The following is a 14,327-nucleotide window of genomic DNA, read 5'->3' on the forward strand; positions in this document are numbered from 1 at the left end:
GACGATCCGGCGGACTACGAAGCCACGGAAGCCGCGCCGGGCGCGGACGCCGCACGCGTGGGGCTGGCGGCGGGCTCGGGCGGCGGCGCCAGCGGCGCGGCGGCCGAAGTGCCTGAAGTGCCTGAAGTGCCTGAAGTGCCTGAAGTGCCTGAAGTGCCTGAAGTGCCTGAAGTGCCTGAAGTGCCTGAAGTGCCCACGGCGCCCGAAGCCGGCCGGGCGGCGGATGCCTTGATCTTCACGCCGTCGCTCAGGCGGTCCATGCCGTCGGTGACGACCACGTTGCCGGCGGCGAGCCCCGACGCGATCACCGTATGCTGGCCGTCGCCCGGTCCCAGCGTGACCTTGCGCACCGAGACCGTATCGTCGGCGTTGACCAGATAGACGTAGTCGCCGGGCGCGCCGCTCTGCACCGCGGGAGTCGGCACCAGCACCGCGTTCTGCAGCGTGTCGACCAGCAGCCTGACGTTGACGAACTCGTTGGGGAAGAGCGCCTCGTCCTCATTGGCGAACGTGGCGCGCAGCGTAACCGTGCCGGTCGCGGTCGCCATCTGGTTGTTGATCGCGTACAGCGTGCCGGTCGCGAGCTGCCGGGAATTGTCGCTGCTGAACACCGTGACGGGCAGTTGGGCGCCGGAGTTGGTGCGCCGGAGCACTTTGTCGAGCGCGGTTTGCGGCACCGTGAATTCGACCGTGGTCGGCTTCATCGTCGTGATCACCGCAATGCCCGGCTGACTCGACGCCGTGACGTAGTTGCCCGGATCGACGAGGCGCAGCCCGACCCGCCCCGACACCGGCGCGGTGATGTGGCAATAGATCAGGTCGAGCTCGAACTGCGCGACGTTGGCTTCGTCGGCCTTGACCGCCGCTTCGTTCTGCTGGACGAGAAACTGCTGATCCGCATAGGTCTGCTCGGCGATCGACTTGCGTTCGTTGAGTTGCGTAAAGCGCGCGAGATCGGCGCGCGCCTGGGCGAGCGCCGCCTTGTCTTTGGCGAGTTGCGCCTCGGCCTGGCGCTTGCTGATTTCAAACTGGCGCGGGTCGATCTGCGCGAGAAACTGGCCTTTCTGGACGTCCTGCCCTTCGCGGTAGCCGACGGCGGTCAGATAGCCGCTCAACTGCGGCAGGACAGTTACCGTGGCGACGGGCGTCACCGTGCCCAACTCGCTCAGCGTTTCCGGCATGGGTCCGGTGGTCGCGGTGGAGACGGTCACGACCTGGGGCGCCACGCCGGGCTTGGGCGCCTTGGAGCGCAACAGATGGAAGGCCACCAGCGCGATCAGCGCCAGCACCACGACCGCAAGCACGATACGGCCTCGCCGCGGACGTTTGACCGGGGTTGACGGCGCTTCGCTCATGAGGGTCTCCCGCCGGAGCGGTTGCGTGCGGCGAACGCCGTCCATGAACGGCCAGGCCAACTGCTGTCGAAGAGCGCCATGCGAACTCCCAGGATGGGCATCGCCGTTGCCGGCGACAGGAATCCAGACAATCAGTAGCAGAGTCTATCCGAGTCTGGCGCTTATTCTCGCGACATCGACTGGAGGGCGGTTTCGGTTTGTTACGGCCAACCGGTCCGGCCGCCGCGCCGTGCCCAGGTGTAACGGCGTAATCCGGCGCAACACAATCGCGGGCCTGAATGCCTGGCCGGCGTTGATTCATATTGGATAAGCGGCCGAGGCCGGGTGGTGCCTCCCCGTTCTTCCGTCGGCGCGATACCATATACTTCCAGATTCCAATCGGTCCGGCGGTTGCCTCGGCAAGCCGTTTCCTATCTTCTGCGAAGTGGGCTCCAATCAATTTCGACACGCTGGGAATGCGATGAGTGACACCATGCAGGCGCCGTTTTCCATTCTCTTCGTCGACGACGACGAGATGTCGCGCAACCACTTCGCGCGGGCCATGAACGCCGATTACAACGTGCACGTCGCCCAGTGCGCGGACGAGGCCATGACGGTGCTGGGCAAACACGGCGCGGAGATTGCGGTACTGGTTACGGACTTTCGCATGCCGGGCGGCGACGGCGACGAACTGCTGCGCCAGGTGGCGCTGGAATATCCGCAGATCGTGCGCATTCTCGTGACCGCCTACGCCGACAAGGACATGCTGCTGCAAACGGTCAATACGGGCGACGTGTTCCGCATCCTCGAAAAGCCGCTGCGAACAGACATGGTGCGCGAGGCCCTGCAACTGGCGAGCGCGCGCTACACGGAGCGGGAAACGCGTCAGCAGCGCCTCCTGGCAATGGATGAAACGCTGGCCTTCCTTGCCCACGAACTGAACACGCCGCTCGCAACCATCTCGCTGTTCGCGCGCTCCGTCGAGAACGACGTGGCCGCGCAATACGATCCGGAGCGCCAGCGGGAGATCGGCCTCGCGGCCACCTCAATGCTGAACAACGCGCAGTATTGCCTGACGCTCATCTCGTCTTTCTGGGCGACGGTGCACAAGAGCGGCGGCCAGCAATCCGCGTCGGGCGGCGCCACGCGCGCGGTCAGAGCCACCCGGTTGATCGCCACGCTGCTCGACACGTATCCGTTCGTCGCGTCGCAGCGCGACTGGATCAAGGTCGAGGTGGAAGGGGATTTCATCGTGCACGCCATGCCCAACTGCGTGGCGCTCGTGCTGTCTTCGCTGTTGTCCAACGCGCTGCGCGCGCTCGACGGCAGAAGCGCGCCTTCGTTGCGCCTCGAGGTCGTGGCGTTCCCCGAGCCCGAGATCCGCATTCGCGACAATGGACCGGGGATCGCGCCGGAGATAAGAGCGCGCCTGCTGCAGGATCCGGTTACCACTTACTCCGGCGCCGGCGGGCATGGCATGGGCATGATCTTTTGCAACCGCATCATGCAATCTTTCGGTGGATGCCTGCGGATCGAATCGACGGTCGGCGCGGGCACCACGGTGACGATGGGCTTTCCCGGTTTCAACGGCCGCGTGCACACCGCGGGCGACGAAGAGCCGTCCGACACCCAGCTGGCCTCCCGATAAGACCAATGGCCGTCAAGGCCATTCATCGCTCAGAAGATCGCGATGTTCGCGGCGTGCTCTCGCTGAAGCGAAATACGCCTGCAGCGCCTCGGTCGAACGCTCGCTCAACGCGCCGACGCGCGTGAGCCAGTCGGCTTCCGCGGGCCATTCGTCTTCCACCAGCCGCGCATAGATCTGCCGCACGAACTGATGCAGCGCTCTTGCGCCGATATTGCCGCTGACGCCGAGCAGCAGGTGCAGCGCGCCTTGCGTCGATTCAAGGTCGACGGCCGCGACACTGGCGCCGAGCCGCGTCACCAGCAGGCGAATCTGCTCGATGCCCTTGAGGAAGGATTCGTCGAGCAGATCGAGCGACGCCAGTTCTTCGAGGTGCTTCTCGTCGAGCAGTGCGCTTTCGCTCATGGCGGCAGGCTTGCCGGCCAGCGTGTGCGCCGGCGCCGGCAATGAACCGGCCTGCGCCGGAACGGCGCCGCCGCGTTGCCGTGCGAACTGTCTCGCCAGGCACGCATAGAGCGAGCCGCCTTGCAGGGGTTTTATCATCACTTCGTTCATGCCCGCGGCGAGACACGTCTGCACTGCCTTGATGTCCGACTGGCTGGTCAACGCAATGATCGGCACGGTGGCATACGAATCGGCACGGGCACGAATCAACGCGGTCGTTTCCACGCCGCCCATGCCCGGCATATTCATATCCATGATGATGGCGTCGATCACGCCGTCGCCCTGCAGGTGCGCAAGAACAGCCTGCCCGTGCTCGGCTTCGACCACGCTCGCGCCGCAGCGCTCCAGATAGCCTTTGGCGACCAGTCGGCTGTAGGTGTCGTCGTCCGCGACCAGGATCGATTTGCCGGAGAACGCGTCGGATTTCTGGTTCAGATGGTGCCGGTTGCCGCTTTCGAAGAGCGTTTGCAAAGACGTGATCAATTCGAGCACGCTGCAGGATTTGCTGATGATTTCATCCATGCCGGCTCGCCGGGCGAGCAACCGTACCGCGGTGCCGGGCTCCGCGGTGTAGGCGGCAATCAGCACGTTCCAGCTCGGGTCGCCGTGATCGGCGCGAATTCTCTCGGTGGTCCTGTAGCCATCCAGAACCGGCATGTTGATGTCCATCAACACGAGGTCGTAGGGAACCGATTCGCGCAGCACCGTCAACGCGATCGCGCCGTTTTCCGCCTCGCTCACGTGCGCGCCTACTTTCGACAACGCATGGGAGGCGCGGGCGCGCTGACCGGCGTCGTCGTCTACGATGAGAATGCGTTTGCCGTCGAAAAAGGGCATGGCGTGTTCGAGGATCCGACGCTCGTAGTCCACGATTTCGCTCTTCGGGACCACGGGAAATTGCAGCGTGAATTCCGTGAATTTCGCGAGTTCCGAGCGGCAGGTGATGCTGCCGCCGAAGGCCTGCATCGCACGCTGGCAGTAGGCGAGTCCGAGCCCTGTGCCGGCTGAGTTGCCCGCCGTGCGGAACGGCTCGAACAGATGCGGCAGCATGTCGGGCGCGATGCCGGGACCGGTGTCGCGAACCACCACCGACTGTTGTTCGATCGTCAGCGTGAGCGTGGCCGCCGGGTGCGTGGCGATGTGATGCAGCGCGTTCTTGATCAGGTTGAAGAGGGTGAACAGATAGACGGTTTCATCCACCTTGAAGGTGAAGTCTTCGCGCACCACGAGCCTGACCTTGTCGCGTTCCTTTTCGTCGCCGAAGCCGTATTCTTCCAGCGCCTTGCGCGTGGTGGTCGCCGCGCTCAGATAGGCCAGGCAGTCCGGGCGAATGGGCTTTGCGCTCACTTCGTCCAGTGTCATGGCGATGATGCGCAGGCCGCGCTCGATCGACAACTGGCCATGCGCGAGATGGCGATACAGCTCGCCGGCATTCTCGCGCGGCAACGCCGGCGAGCGGCCGGGCTGCGCCGTCGAAGGCAGCGCTTCTTCCACGCGATCCAGCACATAGCGCAACTGGCTGAGCGGATTGCGCATTTCATGAGCGATCGAACCCGCGAGCGCCTGCAACGCGCGGTTCTTTTCAACGAAGATGCGTCCTTTGCTGATCGCGTGGCTGAAGGCCATGCTGCACAGGACGACGACCGGCAGCAAAGCCAGATTCGACTGATCGGCCGCGGTCACGGCAATCGGAACCGGGGAACTGAGCACCGCGGCCAGTGCGCCTGAAAACACGCCAATGCCGATGCAGCCCATCAGCAAAAGCGGATTGTCGATGCACAGCGCCAGGATGAAAATCATCATGACCTCGGTCATCATCCACATGGTGGAGAATGAATTTCTGATCGCGAGGAAAGTGCAAACGAATGGCAATACGTAGATCAGGCAGCAATGCCAGTAAATCAGCAGATAATGGTTGAACCGCTTTGGCCAGCGCGCCTGGAAAATCAATGGAATGCAGACGAGCGCCGCGCTCAGCCGGAGGAAAAGGTTGTCGTAAGGCTGTGGCAGGACATAGGTCCACACGACATAGTAAATAGGGTGGCACAGGAGGCCCAGTGCGCCGCCCCAACGTATTGCAAACCGGCTCCGTTCCAGCACGTCCCGCATGCTCTCGCGCGGCATTACCATCAGGCCTCCAGTGACATCTACGAACTCATCAATTCCTGCTTGCCGCGAAGTTGCGTATCCAGCGTGATCGGCGAGCCGTTTTTCCCATGAAACGGGCCGACCGCAAAACCGTACTTCTTCAGCAGACTGTGCGTGTAGGAGACAGACCACACGGGCGGACTGCCAATGATGAAGTCTGACGCAATGCCTTCCTGCCAGGCGGAGTAGCCCTCGGCAAAACAGGTGTAGCAATCGCGTGTGGTCGGCAGCCGGAACGGGAAAGTGGTGTTGAGTCCGGCAGGGCCACGGGCGAAGCACTCAATATATAGCGTATGACCGCGCGACGCGAGTTCGGCCTCGACGCTCGCGGCCCGGGGATGCGAGTCGTCGATCCAGAACTGCGCGCGCCTGAGGTCGGCCGCCGTGAGGTAGGGCACGCTGGTGCTGCTCGCCAGAATGGCGCCGTCGAAGTCCGGCAATGGGGTGTGCGGACTGAAGGTGTGCACCGAAACCCGGGTTTTACCGAGCAGGTCCGACGCCATCAGCTCTTTGGCCTGCTCCGTGAGCAGATTCACCTTGTCCGGCAGATCGATCAGCACGAGCTCGCGCGGTGCGTCCTTGTAGAGCGCGTATTTGGCGACCGTCGTGCCGAGCCGGCCGGCGGCGCCGAATAGAGCGAGCTTTGACTTGCCGAATTCGAGGTCGAGTTCATTGCAGCAATGCATGGCCCAGTCTTTCAGCATGGCGGCGGTGGCGGCATGGCCCGTGGTGATATGCGGCGGCCTGGTGTCGCGCGGCAGCGCCCCGTAGTTGCACGCATAAGGCGTGGAAGCGCCCATCGCCACCATGTTCAAACCCGCCTGCCTTGCCAGTTCCAGTGCCGGGAAAAATTGCGTCTCGCGGAATCGCTTGATGCCGCGCGGGCTTCCAAGCCACAACTCGAGAGGAACCGGACAGGCAATATTGGCCCCGATGATCTGGGATCCCGAATAGATCGGCGAAGCAATGAAAGGCTTTGTTCTCCAAAGCTCTTCTTCAAATGACGCGTTTCTATGCTTCACATTATGAAAAGAAAACGAAAGTGTATCCCAGTCGGTAGCGTGAAATAAAAACCCGACTCCGCCTTGACCGGCGGGCAGATTATCCCGGATCTCCGCCGGGCTGATTGTGTGTTTCAGTGCCAAAGGAGCACTATTTTGAAGGTGGCGAACGCTGGTTTGCTCGTCGGAATAGGTCAATACTTCGGCGTGAGTTGAAGTTCTCATTTGATTTCCCTTAGGTTGAGCTCGCGCCGGAGAATCAGCGCGACAGTCGACCGACACGATTGATGGCCAACCCTTCAACTCTAGAGAAAACTGGTGCTGTGTGCCCGTCTGTTGGTTCGCATTGCCTGGAATGACGTTTTTTAGCCCAACGTGTCAGCCAATTAAAATCTTTCCAGTGGAATCATTTGATGGCGGAATTCCCGCGTTATTTGCGGGAATTCGATGCCGGCGTTATGCCTGCCTGGCGGTGTATTGCGCCGGATACCACGATGTGAATCTGATCGCGGCGATCAGCGCGATCACCGATGCAATGACGCCCGTTGAATGGAGCGGCGCCGGCGCATAGGCCATTGCGATATCGGCCAGTACCAGGATGGCGAATGCGCCGGCCCATGCCGCACTGATCACGTAGTTGACGTGGAGGAAATGCGCGCTGTTCCAATGCTCGCGATCGACGGTTTCGCGTGCGTATTGCAGCGTGAATGGCTGGCGTAATGCGATCGTCGCGAGAACGATCAGCGTGAGCCCCGCGTCGACACGCAGGCGCACTGCGGCGATGGACCATTGCGCGTCACTCGTCAGCGCGTAGACGGCCAACGCTCCGAAGAGCAGAACGGTGCCGACTTCCAGCAGCTTGACGTGGCGAGTCGGGCTCACGAAATCGCGCAGCAGCAGTGCGGCGGCGACGAGCGCACCGGCAATCAGTCCTGCCGGCGAACCGGCAATGCGTTCGATCACTGCAAAGGCGATGAACGGGGCAAATGTCAGCAAGAAATTCATTGTGAACTCCAGGGTAGTGAGATCTTCGCCTCGGCTGGATGCTGAGCGCGTGCTTCGCGAAAGGCGGAGACGAAGGCGCTCGTGTGAGGTGAAAACGTCAATATGTTTACAGTGGAAAGATTGTGCTTAAATTTTGGGCGCGAGTCAAGCGGAAATATCGAAGTGGGTCTGCGTGGCGGCGCGTGCGGTGATCCGCGCGGCGGCCCGGTCCCGATCTATAAGTGGCCGCCGCGCCGGCTCGGCTTATCCACAGAAATTGTTCATATCCTTGTGGACAAGTCCTGGCCAGGCGGCCTAACTGATTGAGCGCAGGGAGATTTCCGCGCCGTAACAGCGAATGTGCTCACTCCACCGGCGAGGCAAGCAGCGACACCGGCACACCGTGGCAACTTACCCGGGCGACGATCGCCGCGTCGAGACCGGCGCTGGATCGGGCGTGTGCATCGACCGAGGTCATCTCCCGGTCGACCCGCAGAATGTTGATCGGCCAGGATGCGCGGGACAGCCGTTCGTGCGCGAAAGCGCCCACCCACAACGGTTGGGTGGAGGTGCCTGTCGCCACCGCGTAACCGCTGGGCCAGAAGCGCAGCACGTCGCGCTCGTCGCGCGTGTTGCCCGGACGCATGAAGACCAGCGACGACGGCACGCCGTTGTTCAGCTTCGGCAATACCGGCAGCGACACCGCCGCGACGTTGGGCGAGGCGAGCGAGAGCAGGCTGTGCGCCGACACGTCCGTTCCCTCGACCCAGCCCTGGGCGCGCAACCGGCCGCGGATCGAATCGAGGTTCGAGGCCCACTGTAGCGTGAGCGGCTCCTTGCGGTCGCCGCCCATATCCGAGCGGTAGCAGGGCAGATGCTTCCACGTGGAAAGCGTCCATTGCGCCTGCGTCACCAGCACGGGCGGCGGAAGCAGCGCGGTGTCCGGCGGCGGCGCGGGCATGGCGACGCCGAGTTGCACGCCCACGCTGACCAGCATGACCAGCAGCACCACCACGGGCATGAACGTGCGCTCGGGCGGCGCCTCCGGGTGCCGCCACATCGCTGTCAACGCAACGATCGCCACCCAGACGTACGCGAGCGCGGCGCCGCCGATCGCATCGGACACCCAGTACCTGCCGAAGTACAGTCCCGCGAGCGCGACCACGATCACCACGATCGTGCTCGCGGCCGCCACCAGCACCCCTTCGAGCATGCCGACCCGGCGCGCCAGCAGAAACGCAAGGAAGCCGTACACGATGACGGTCGCGGCGACGTGATTGCTCGGAAACACATAGGCGCCGACCATCAGTTCGTTGGGCGGCGCGCGGTGCATCGCGAATTGCAGCACGAAGATCAGCAACTGGGAGAACACAACGGCCGCGAGCCAGTAACCGATGGTGCGCCAGCGCCGTTCGAGCAGCATCCACACGACGACCGTCACGATCAGCGCCATGAGCGTCATGTTGCTGCCGAGCGTCGACAGACCCGCGAGAACCGTATCGCTCCAGGGCGTGCGTACCGAGCGCAGGAAGTGATAGACCGAGAGGTCCACTTGCGTCAGCGGATCGCCGCTGATGACGTCGTCGAGCACGCCGAAAAACAGCGCGCCGGATACGAGCACGACCAGCGACGTCAGCAGGATGCTGCCGGCGTCCGGCGTCCGCGGGTCGAGCATCTTGCGCGCGAAGCGGCCGAACGGACCAGGGTGGCGGCAGGCCCAGCTTCCCACCTGGCGGCCGGCGGCGGTCGACCACACATTGGCGTGCGAGAGCAGAACCCGCGCGGCACGAAAGCTCAACCAGACAATCCCCACCAGCAACGCGATGATGACGACCAGCCGGAACGACACCGCGCCCGCCAGCAGCACCGAGGCGCCGAATATCATGCCCGGCAGGATATGGGCGGGCGCCCAGATCAGCGCCGACAGCACGTTCATGCCGTAGAAACGCAGCGGCGGCATGCCGAGCATGCCCGCCACTACCGGCACGATGGCGCGCAACGGACCGATGAAGCGCGCCAGCACGACGCTCTTGGCGCCATGTTTGCGAAAGAAGCGGTGGCCTGCTTCGAGCACTTCGGGATGTTTGCAGAACGGCCAGAACTGGACGATCCGGTGCTTGTAGCGGCTGCCGAGCCAGAAGCTCATGCCGTCGCCGGCGATCGCCCCCGCGATTGCCCACACGAATACCCAGCCGAGGCTGAGCGAGCCGGTGCCGGTCAGCGCGCCGGCCAGGAACATCGCGGTGCTGCCCGGAATGAAGGTGCCGATAACGGCGATGGCCTCCAGGAAGGCCGCAAGGAAAACGACCGTGAGTGTCCAGCCCGGGTGGCCGGCCAGCAGATGCAGGAGGTGAACGTAGGCGTGCTCCATCGTGCGCGATCGGCCGTTTCTGGCATAACGATTGATCATAACGCGCACGGCAGCCGTCTTATTCCTTTTTGGAAACCGGCATGGGGTGAAACCGGTCGCGAGTTCGCGAAGCGCCCAGCGAATCGCCGGTGGTATCGCGCCGTGTTCGTCGAGCCCTGATTTTCGGTGCTGAACGAAGCGGGCCGGGCGTCGTCATACTGTTCGAGTGGCCCGCAATGTCGAGATCGCGGCTGCGCAATTCGACGATGTAACGGAGTGGAATATGACGACAGTAAAGGGCGGTATCGTAGCGTCGGCACTGGTACTCGGCTTCGCCGCGGCGGCGCACGCGCAGCTGGTCGCCCGGCCGGGCAATGCGGGAGCCGGCGGCATGAGCGGCCTGCAGTCCAACGGGATCAACAACATGGGCGGCGTGCCGGCAACGGGCCTCGGCACGAGTCCGGCGCCGGCCGTGGGAAGAGTGGGCGGCGCGGGAAGCGGCCCCGCGCTCAGCAACATGAGGGCAAACGGCACGAGCCTGAACATGAACCCGGACCCGCGTGTGCCGAATCTCGCCGGCAAGGCGTTGCCGCAGAATTAGTCAGCAGGATGCGCGCGTCCCTCGCGTGATGGCGGCGTATAAAATGCACGCCTCAGGCAACTGAACCGGTTCGAAACAGGGAGGTTGGCATGGCGTACGGCGAGCACAAGTACAAGGTATCGGTGCAGTGGACCGGCAATCGCGGAAGCGGCACTTCGGCATACCGCGACTACGGGCGCGATCATGTGATTGCCGCGGGCAACAAACCCGAGCTTCCCGGTTCATCGGACGCAGCCTTTCTCGGCGACGCGAAGCGCTGGAATCCGGAGGACCTGCTGGTCGCCTCGGCCAGCGCCTGCCATCAACTGTGGTATCTGCATCTGTGCGCGGATGCGGGCATCGTCGTGACCGCGTATCGCGATAACGCCGAAGGCACCATGCTCGACGATCCGGAGCAGGGCCGTTTTTCGCAGATCGTTCTGCGCCCGCACGTCGTCATTCGGGCGGGCGGCGATGCCGAACTCGCGGCGCACCTGCATCATGTTGCGCACGAGAAGTGCTATATCGCGAACTCGGTCAACTTTCCGATTCTCTGCGAGCCGGTGATCGAAACGGACGGGCATTGAGCCGGGCGCGTTCGTTTTGATCTTCTGGATCGATCGGGCATGCGCGGAAGCATGGAATTGCGTGGCGTCCGGCTGCTCGGCGGTGAGTCGAGACTGGCGCGGGCAAGAGCAACGGTTTCAACGGCCACGACGCCACAGCGTGTTTTCGAAACACGCGCACATGCAGCGGTGAAACGTAGGCGGCGTCGCTTTGGATGGCTTCTCAACGATTGCCGTCGAGCAGATCGCCAAGCAGTTCGTCAAACGCCGCTTGCGCGTCTTCGAGCTCCTGCAGCGCGGCGTCGAAGGTTTGCAGCGCAAACTGCGAAGGCTTGCCGCTGCCGGCCGGCGGAAATTGCGATTGCAGCGACGCGAAAGCCGACTGCACCCGCTGCGTTGCGGTCAATACACGCGCCATCGCGGCGGTTTCTTCGGCTCGTGCCTGTTCGTGATCCATGAAAAACTCCGAATTCGTCTGGTCGGCTCGCGCCGTTTCAAAGGCGTGACTATGCCATGTTCGCGCTCAGGATAGCGGCAAGCCGCCGTTGGCCTTCACCTCCCGCAACGACAGCGCCGATTCCACCGATGTCACGCCCGGCAGACTGCGCATCTCGTCGCGCATGAACGTGCCGTAGTCGTCGAGGTCGCGTGCCACTACCTGCAGGATGTAATCGGCGCTGCCCGACACGTTGTGACACGCCAGAATCCGCGGGATGGCCTGCACTTCGCGCTCGAAGCGCGTCGCCACCGCGCGGTCGTGCACGGCAAAGCGCACATAGACGAAGGCCACCACGCCGAAGCCGAGCGCGGAGCGCGACAGCATCGCGCGGTACTGGTCGATATAGCCGTCGTTTTCAAGGCGCTTGAGACGGCGCGCGCACGGCGTTTCGCTCAGGCCGACCGTTTCGGCCAGCCGCGCGTTCGACATGCGGCCATCTTTCTGCAGCGCGGCGAGGATCGCGCGGTCTGTTTTATCGAGCTCGGTTGTCATGGCTTTGGCAATACTGGCGGCGGATTGGAGGAAAAGATAGGTGTAAGCCGCAATGTTAGCGCATTCCCCCAAAGGCAAAGCTGACGGGCCGGTAAATCGCCAACAAACCCTCCGTCGGCAATAGCAAGATAGAGGCCTGAAAAACAGGAGGCCTCGATGATTTCCGCACACCTGCTCGCCGTCTATATCGCAGCGCTTTTCGTCGTCTACGCCGTGCCGGGGCCGGACATGGCGCTGCTGCTGCAAACCAGTATCGGACGCGGCGCGCGCAGCGGGTTCGCGGCTGCCGGCGGACTCGGTCTCGCGCGCGCAACCCACGTGACGCTCTCGGCATGCGGCGTGGCGGCGCTGTTGCGCAGCGCACCGTGGCTATACGACGTGGTGCGTTATGGCGGCGCCGTTTATCTCGCGTGGGTGGGCATCCAGATTTTTCGTTCGCCGGTGTTCGCGTTGCCTGATGCGGACACTGCAGGCGCTGCCGCCGGCGGCGAGTCGCGTCCGCTGCGGGCTGCTTTTGTCAAAGGTCTGCTGACCAATTTGCTGAATCCGAAAGCGCTATTGTTCTGTTCGGTGCTGCTGCCGCAATTCGTGCGTCCGGAGGCGGGGCCGGTGGCTTTGCAGATGGTCGAACTCGGCCTCGTGTTGCTCGCCGTAGGCGTGTGTTTCGACGCGATGTATGCGATCGGCGCCGCCCGCATCGCCAACTGGATGCGGGCTCATCCGCTCGCACAAACGCTGCAGCGCTGGACCTTCTCGGCGGCGCTGATCGGCTTCGCCTTGCGGCTTTCGCTGGACTGACTTGCACCGGACCGATACCGGCTGGCCCGATGCCGATATGGCGCGACGCGCCTGACGCAGATCGTCGCTGCACGCAGAGCGCCGGGGCCGTTCACCGGCTCAGCTTATGCTCGCGCCGCGAGCGGTCCTCGATGATTTTCCTGCGATGCTTGTCTTTCATCTTCTTCCAGCTTTTGCATTCGTCGCGGGTACGCAGACAGCCGATGCAGAAACCGGTTTTGCTGTCGAACTTGCAGATGTCGATGCACGGTGACGCGATACTCATGGCGAAGGGCAATTAAAGAGAGGACCCCGCAGACTCTCGCATGCGCCATGCCCGCACGCAAAGTGATTGTGTTAATAAAGCCGATAGAGTGCCGCGCATTGTCTGTGGCATCGCCATCACTTACTGCACCTATCGATGAAGACTTTTCTGCTTTATGCCGTGACCGCCGTTGCTGAAATTGTCGGCTGCTATTTGCCGTGGCGGTGGCTGAAAGAGGGCGGTTCGATCTGGCTGCTCGTGCCGGGCGCGCTCAGCCTCGCATTGTTCGCCTGGCTGCTGACCCTGCATGGCACCGCCGCAGGCCGCGTGTATGCGGCTTACGGCGGTGTGTACGTGGCGGTGGCGATTGCCTGGCTGTGGTGCGTCGACAAGGTGCGGCCCACGCTGTGGGACGCGGCAGGTGTGGTCTTTACGCTGGCCGGCATGGCGATCATTGCGTTCCAGCCGCGCGTGTGAGCTTGCCGGAGCGCGGCTCACGTCTCTTTGCCGCGTTACGCAAGCGCGTCTCCTCAACGCTCATACCGCGTATGCACAAGCCGTGAGTTCATGCAACGCGCGCGCTTTACTTTTTACTTGATACCGCCGAGATAATCGAGCTTGCCGAGTTCCACGCCGTTGTGACGCAGAATGTCGTACGCCGTCGTGATGTGAAAAAAGAAGTTCGGCAGGACAAAACCGAGCAGATACGACAGGCCCGTAAACTCGATCGGGCCCGTGCGCATTTTCAGCGTGATTTCGTGCTCTTCCGAGCCGTCGATCTGGGCCGGCTTGAATTCCTTCAGATAATCGATCGTCTTTTGAAGGCGGGCATGCAGTTCTTCGAAAGTCTGTTCGAAGTCTTCGTACTTCGGCGCTTCAACGCCGGCCAGACGCGCGGCGCAGCCCTTCGCGGTGTCGCTCGCGATATAGACCTGGCGTGTCAGCGGCAGCATGTCCGGCGCGAGCCGGCCGCTGGTGAACACCGAGGGCTCGATCTGTTTCGCGGCAGCGTGCGCTTCGGCCTTGCCCAGAACGACCTGCAGGTTCGTCAGGCCGCGGATCAACACGGGCAATGATGCTTGATACATCGAAATTGACATGGGGCTTCCTCTGATTCTTTGATCGTGCGCGCGGCTGGCGCGCGAGGCAATGTAACGGCTGGATTGCCGCTGCAGCATCATAGCGCGAGCGCCGAGGTCCGCGCATGGATGCGACTCGCCGTTAGCCATCCGGACAACTGCC

Annotated in this window: 14 protein-coding genes; 5 read left to right on the plus strand and 9 right to left on the minus strand. The window is 63.1% G+C overall.

Annotated elements, in window-relative coordinates; all coding sequences use genetic code 11:
* Window positions 1–14 precede the first annotated feature (14 nt).
* Window positions 15–1,355 carry an efflux RND transporter periplasmic adaptor subunit gene (locus BXE_RS27140; RefSeq protein WP_011491329.1) on the minus strand — a complete coding sequence of 447 codons (1,341 nt, stop codon included), beginning with the start codon at window positions 1,353–1,355 and terminating at the stop codon, window positions 15–17.
* 460 nt (window positions 1,356–1,815) lie between these two features.
* Between BXE_RS27140 and BXE_RS27145 the strand changes: the two genes are divergently transcribed.
* On the plus strand, window positions 1,816–2,982 hold the full coding sequence (locus tag BXE_RS27145) for a hybrid sensor histidine kinase/response regulator (protein WP_011491330.1): 1,167 nt from the start codon (window positions 1,816–1,818) through the stop codon (window positions 2,980–2,982).
* A 12-nt stretch (window positions 2,983–2,994) separates the two neighbouring features.
* On the opposite strand, the gene BXE_RS27150 is transcribed toward BXE_RS27145, so the two are convergent.
* From BXE_RS27150 to BXE_RS27165, 4 genes are all read right to left on the minus strand, one after another.
* Window positions 2,995–5,553, minus strand: a complete 2,559-nt coding sequence (locus tag BXE_RS27150) for an ATP-binding response regulator (protein WP_011491331.1) — start codon at window positions 5,551–5,553, stop codon at window positions 2,995–2,997.
* 17 nt (window positions 5,554–5,570) lie between these two features.
* A complete protein-coding gene (locus tag BXE_RS27155) occupies window positions 5,571–6,797 on the minus strand; it encodes a hypothetical protein (protein ID WP_011491332.1) in 1,227 nt (408 codons plus the stop codon).
* 231 nt (window positions 6,798–7,028) lie between these two features.
* A complete protein-coding gene (locus tag BXE_RS27160; protein ID WP_011491333.1) occupies window positions 7,029–7,577 on the minus strand; it encodes a membrane protein in 549 nt (182 codons plus the stop codon).
* A 343-nt stretch (window positions 7,578–7,920) separates the two neighbouring features.
* Window positions 7,921–9,927 carry a bifunctional DedA family/phosphatase PAP2 family protein gene (locus BXE_RS27165; RefSeq protein ID WP_040125432.1) on the minus strand — a complete coding sequence of 669 codons (2,007 nt, stop codon included), beginning with the start codon at window positions 9,925–9,927 and terminating at the stop codon, window positions 7,921–7,923.
* Between the two features lie 262 nt (window positions 9,928–10,189).
* Here BXE_RS27165 and BXE_RS27170 point away from each other — a divergent pair, with 262 nt between their 5' ends.
* The gene (locus tag BXE_RS27170) at window positions 10,190–10,507 is read left to right on the plus strand and encodes a hypothetical protein (protein WP_011491335.1); all 318 of its coding nucleotides are present in this window, start codon (window positions 10,190–10,192) and stop codon (window positions 10,505–10,507) included.
* A gap of 89 nt (window positions 10,508–10,596) precedes the next feature.
* Window positions 10,597–11,073 (plus strand): OsmC family protein, encoded by a 477-nt coding sequence (locus BXE_RS27175; protein ID WP_011491336.1) that lies wholly within the window; start codon window positions 10,597–10,599, stop codon window positions 11,071–11,073.
* Between the two features lie 202 nt (window positions 11,074–11,275).
* Here BXE_RS27175 and BXE_RS27180 read toward each other — a convergent pair whose 3' ends face one another.
* On the minus strand, window positions 11,276–11,509 hold the full coding sequence (locus BXE_RS27180) for a hypothetical protein (RefSeq protein WP_011491337.1): 234 nt from the start codon (window positions 11,507–11,509) through the stop codon (window positions 11,276–11,278).
* A 66-nt stretch (window positions 11,510–11,575) separates the two neighbouring features.
* Window positions 11,576–12,043 (minus strand): Lrp/AsnC family transcriptional regulator, encoded by a 468-nt coding sequence (locus BXE_RS27185; protein ID WP_011491338.1) that lies wholly within the window; start codon window positions 12,041–12,043, stop codon window positions 11,576–11,578.
* A 156-nt stretch (window positions 12,044–12,199) separates the two neighbouring features.
* Between BXE_RS27185 and BXE_RS27190 the strand changes: the two genes are divergently transcribed.
* Window positions 12,200–12,841 carry a LysE family translocator gene (locus tag BXE_RS27190; protein WP_011491339.1) on the plus strand — a complete coding sequence of 214 codons (642 nt, stop codon included), beginning with the start codon at window positions 12,200–12,202 and terminating at the stop codon, window positions 12,839–12,841.
* 91 nt (window positions 12,842–12,932) lie between these two features.
* Here the strand turns inward: BXE_RS27190 and BXE_RS27195 are convergent, their stop codons facing one another.
* The gene (locus BXE_RS27195; RefSeq protein ID WP_040124866.1) at window positions 12,933–13,106 is read right to left on the minus strand and encodes a DUF1289 domain-containing protein; all 174 of its coding nucleotides are present in this window, start codon (window positions 13,104–13,106) and stop codon (window positions 12,933–12,935) included.
* Between the two features lie 135 nt (window positions 13,107–13,241).
* Between BXE_RS27195 and BXE_RS27200 the strand changes: the two genes are divergently transcribed.
* A complete protein-coding gene (locus BXE_RS27200) occupies window positions 13,242–13,562 on the plus strand; it encodes a YnfA family protein (RefSeq protein WP_011491341.1) in 321 nt (106 codons plus the stop codon).
* A 113-nt stretch (window positions 13,563–13,675) separates the two neighbouring features.
* Here BXE_RS27200 and BXE_RS27205 read toward each other — a convergent pair whose 3' ends face one another.
* Window positions 13,676–14,185 carry a DUF1993 domain-containing protein gene (locus BXE_RS27205; RefSeq protein ID WP_011491342.1) on the minus strand — a complete coding sequence of 170 codons (510 nt, stop codon included), beginning with the start codon at window positions 14,183–14,185 and terminating at the stop codon, window positions 13,676–13,678.
* Window positions 14,186–14,327: the final 142 nt, after the last annotated feature.

Source organism: Paraburkholderia xenovorans LB400, assembly GCF_000013645.1.
Lineage (GTDB): Bacteria > Pseudomonadota > Gammaproteobacteria > Burkholderiales > Burkholderiaceae > Paraburkholderia > Paraburkholderia xenovorans.

Excerpts from the sequence above, each read along its gene's own strand:
- BXE_RS27140 (WP_011491329.1), bottom strand. The coding sequence starts at position 1,355 with ATGAGCGAAGCGCCGTCAACCCCGGTCAAACGTCCGCGGCGAGGCCGT.
- BXE_RS27145 (WP_011491330.1), top strand. The coding sequence starts at position 1,816 with ATGAGTGACACCATGCAGGCGCCGTTTTCCATTCTCTTCGTCGACGAC.
- BXE_RS27150 (WP_011491331.1), bottom strand. The coding sequence starts at position 5,553 with ATGGTAATGCCGCGCGAGAGCATGCGGGACGTGCTGGAACGGAGCCGG.
- BXE_RS27155 (WP_011491332.1), bottom strand. The coding sequence starts at position 6,797 with ATGAGAACTTCAACTCACGCCGAAGTATTGACCTATTCCGACGAGCAA.
- BXE_RS27160 (WP_011491333.1), bottom strand. The coding sequence starts at position 7,577 with ATGAATTTCTTGCTGACATTTGCCCCGTTCATCGCCTTTGCAGTGATC.
- BXE_RS27165 (WP_040125432.1), bottom strand. The coding sequence starts at position 9,927 with ATGGAGCACGCCTACGTTCACCTCCTGCATCTGCTGGCCGGCCACCCG.
- BXE_RS27170 (WP_011491335.1), top strand. The coding sequence starts at position 10,190 with ATGACGACAGTAAAGGGCGGTATCGTAGCGTCGGCACTGGTACTCGGC.
- BXE_RS27175 (WP_011491336.1), top strand. The coding sequence starts at position 10,597 with ATGGCGTACGGCGAGCACAAGTACAAGGTATCGGTGCAGTGGACCGGC.
- BXE_RS27180 (WP_011491337.1), bottom strand. The coding sequence starts at position 11,509 with ATGGATCACGAACAGGCACGAGCCGAAGAAACCGCCGCGATGGCGCGT.
- BXE_RS27185 (WP_011491338.1), bottom strand. The coding sequence starts at position 12,043 with ATGACAACCGAGCTCGATAAAACAGACCGCGCGATCCTCGCCGCGCTG.
- BXE_RS27190 (WP_011491339.1), top strand. The coding sequence starts at position 12,200 with ATGATTTCCGCACACCTGCTCGCCGTCTATATCGCAGCGCTTTTCGTC.
- BXE_RS27195 (WP_040124866.1), bottom strand. The coding sequence starts at position 13,106 with ATGAGTATCGCGTCACCGTGCATCGACATCTGCAAGTTCGACAGCAAA.
- BXE_RS27200 (WP_011491341.1), top strand. The coding sequence starts at position 13,242 with ATGAAGACTTTTCTGCTTTATGCCGTGACCGCCGTTGCTGAAATTGTC.
- BXE_RS27205 (WP_011491342.1), bottom strand. The coding sequence starts at position 14,185 with ATGTCAATTTCGATGTATCAAGCATCATTGCCCGTGTTGATCCGCGGC.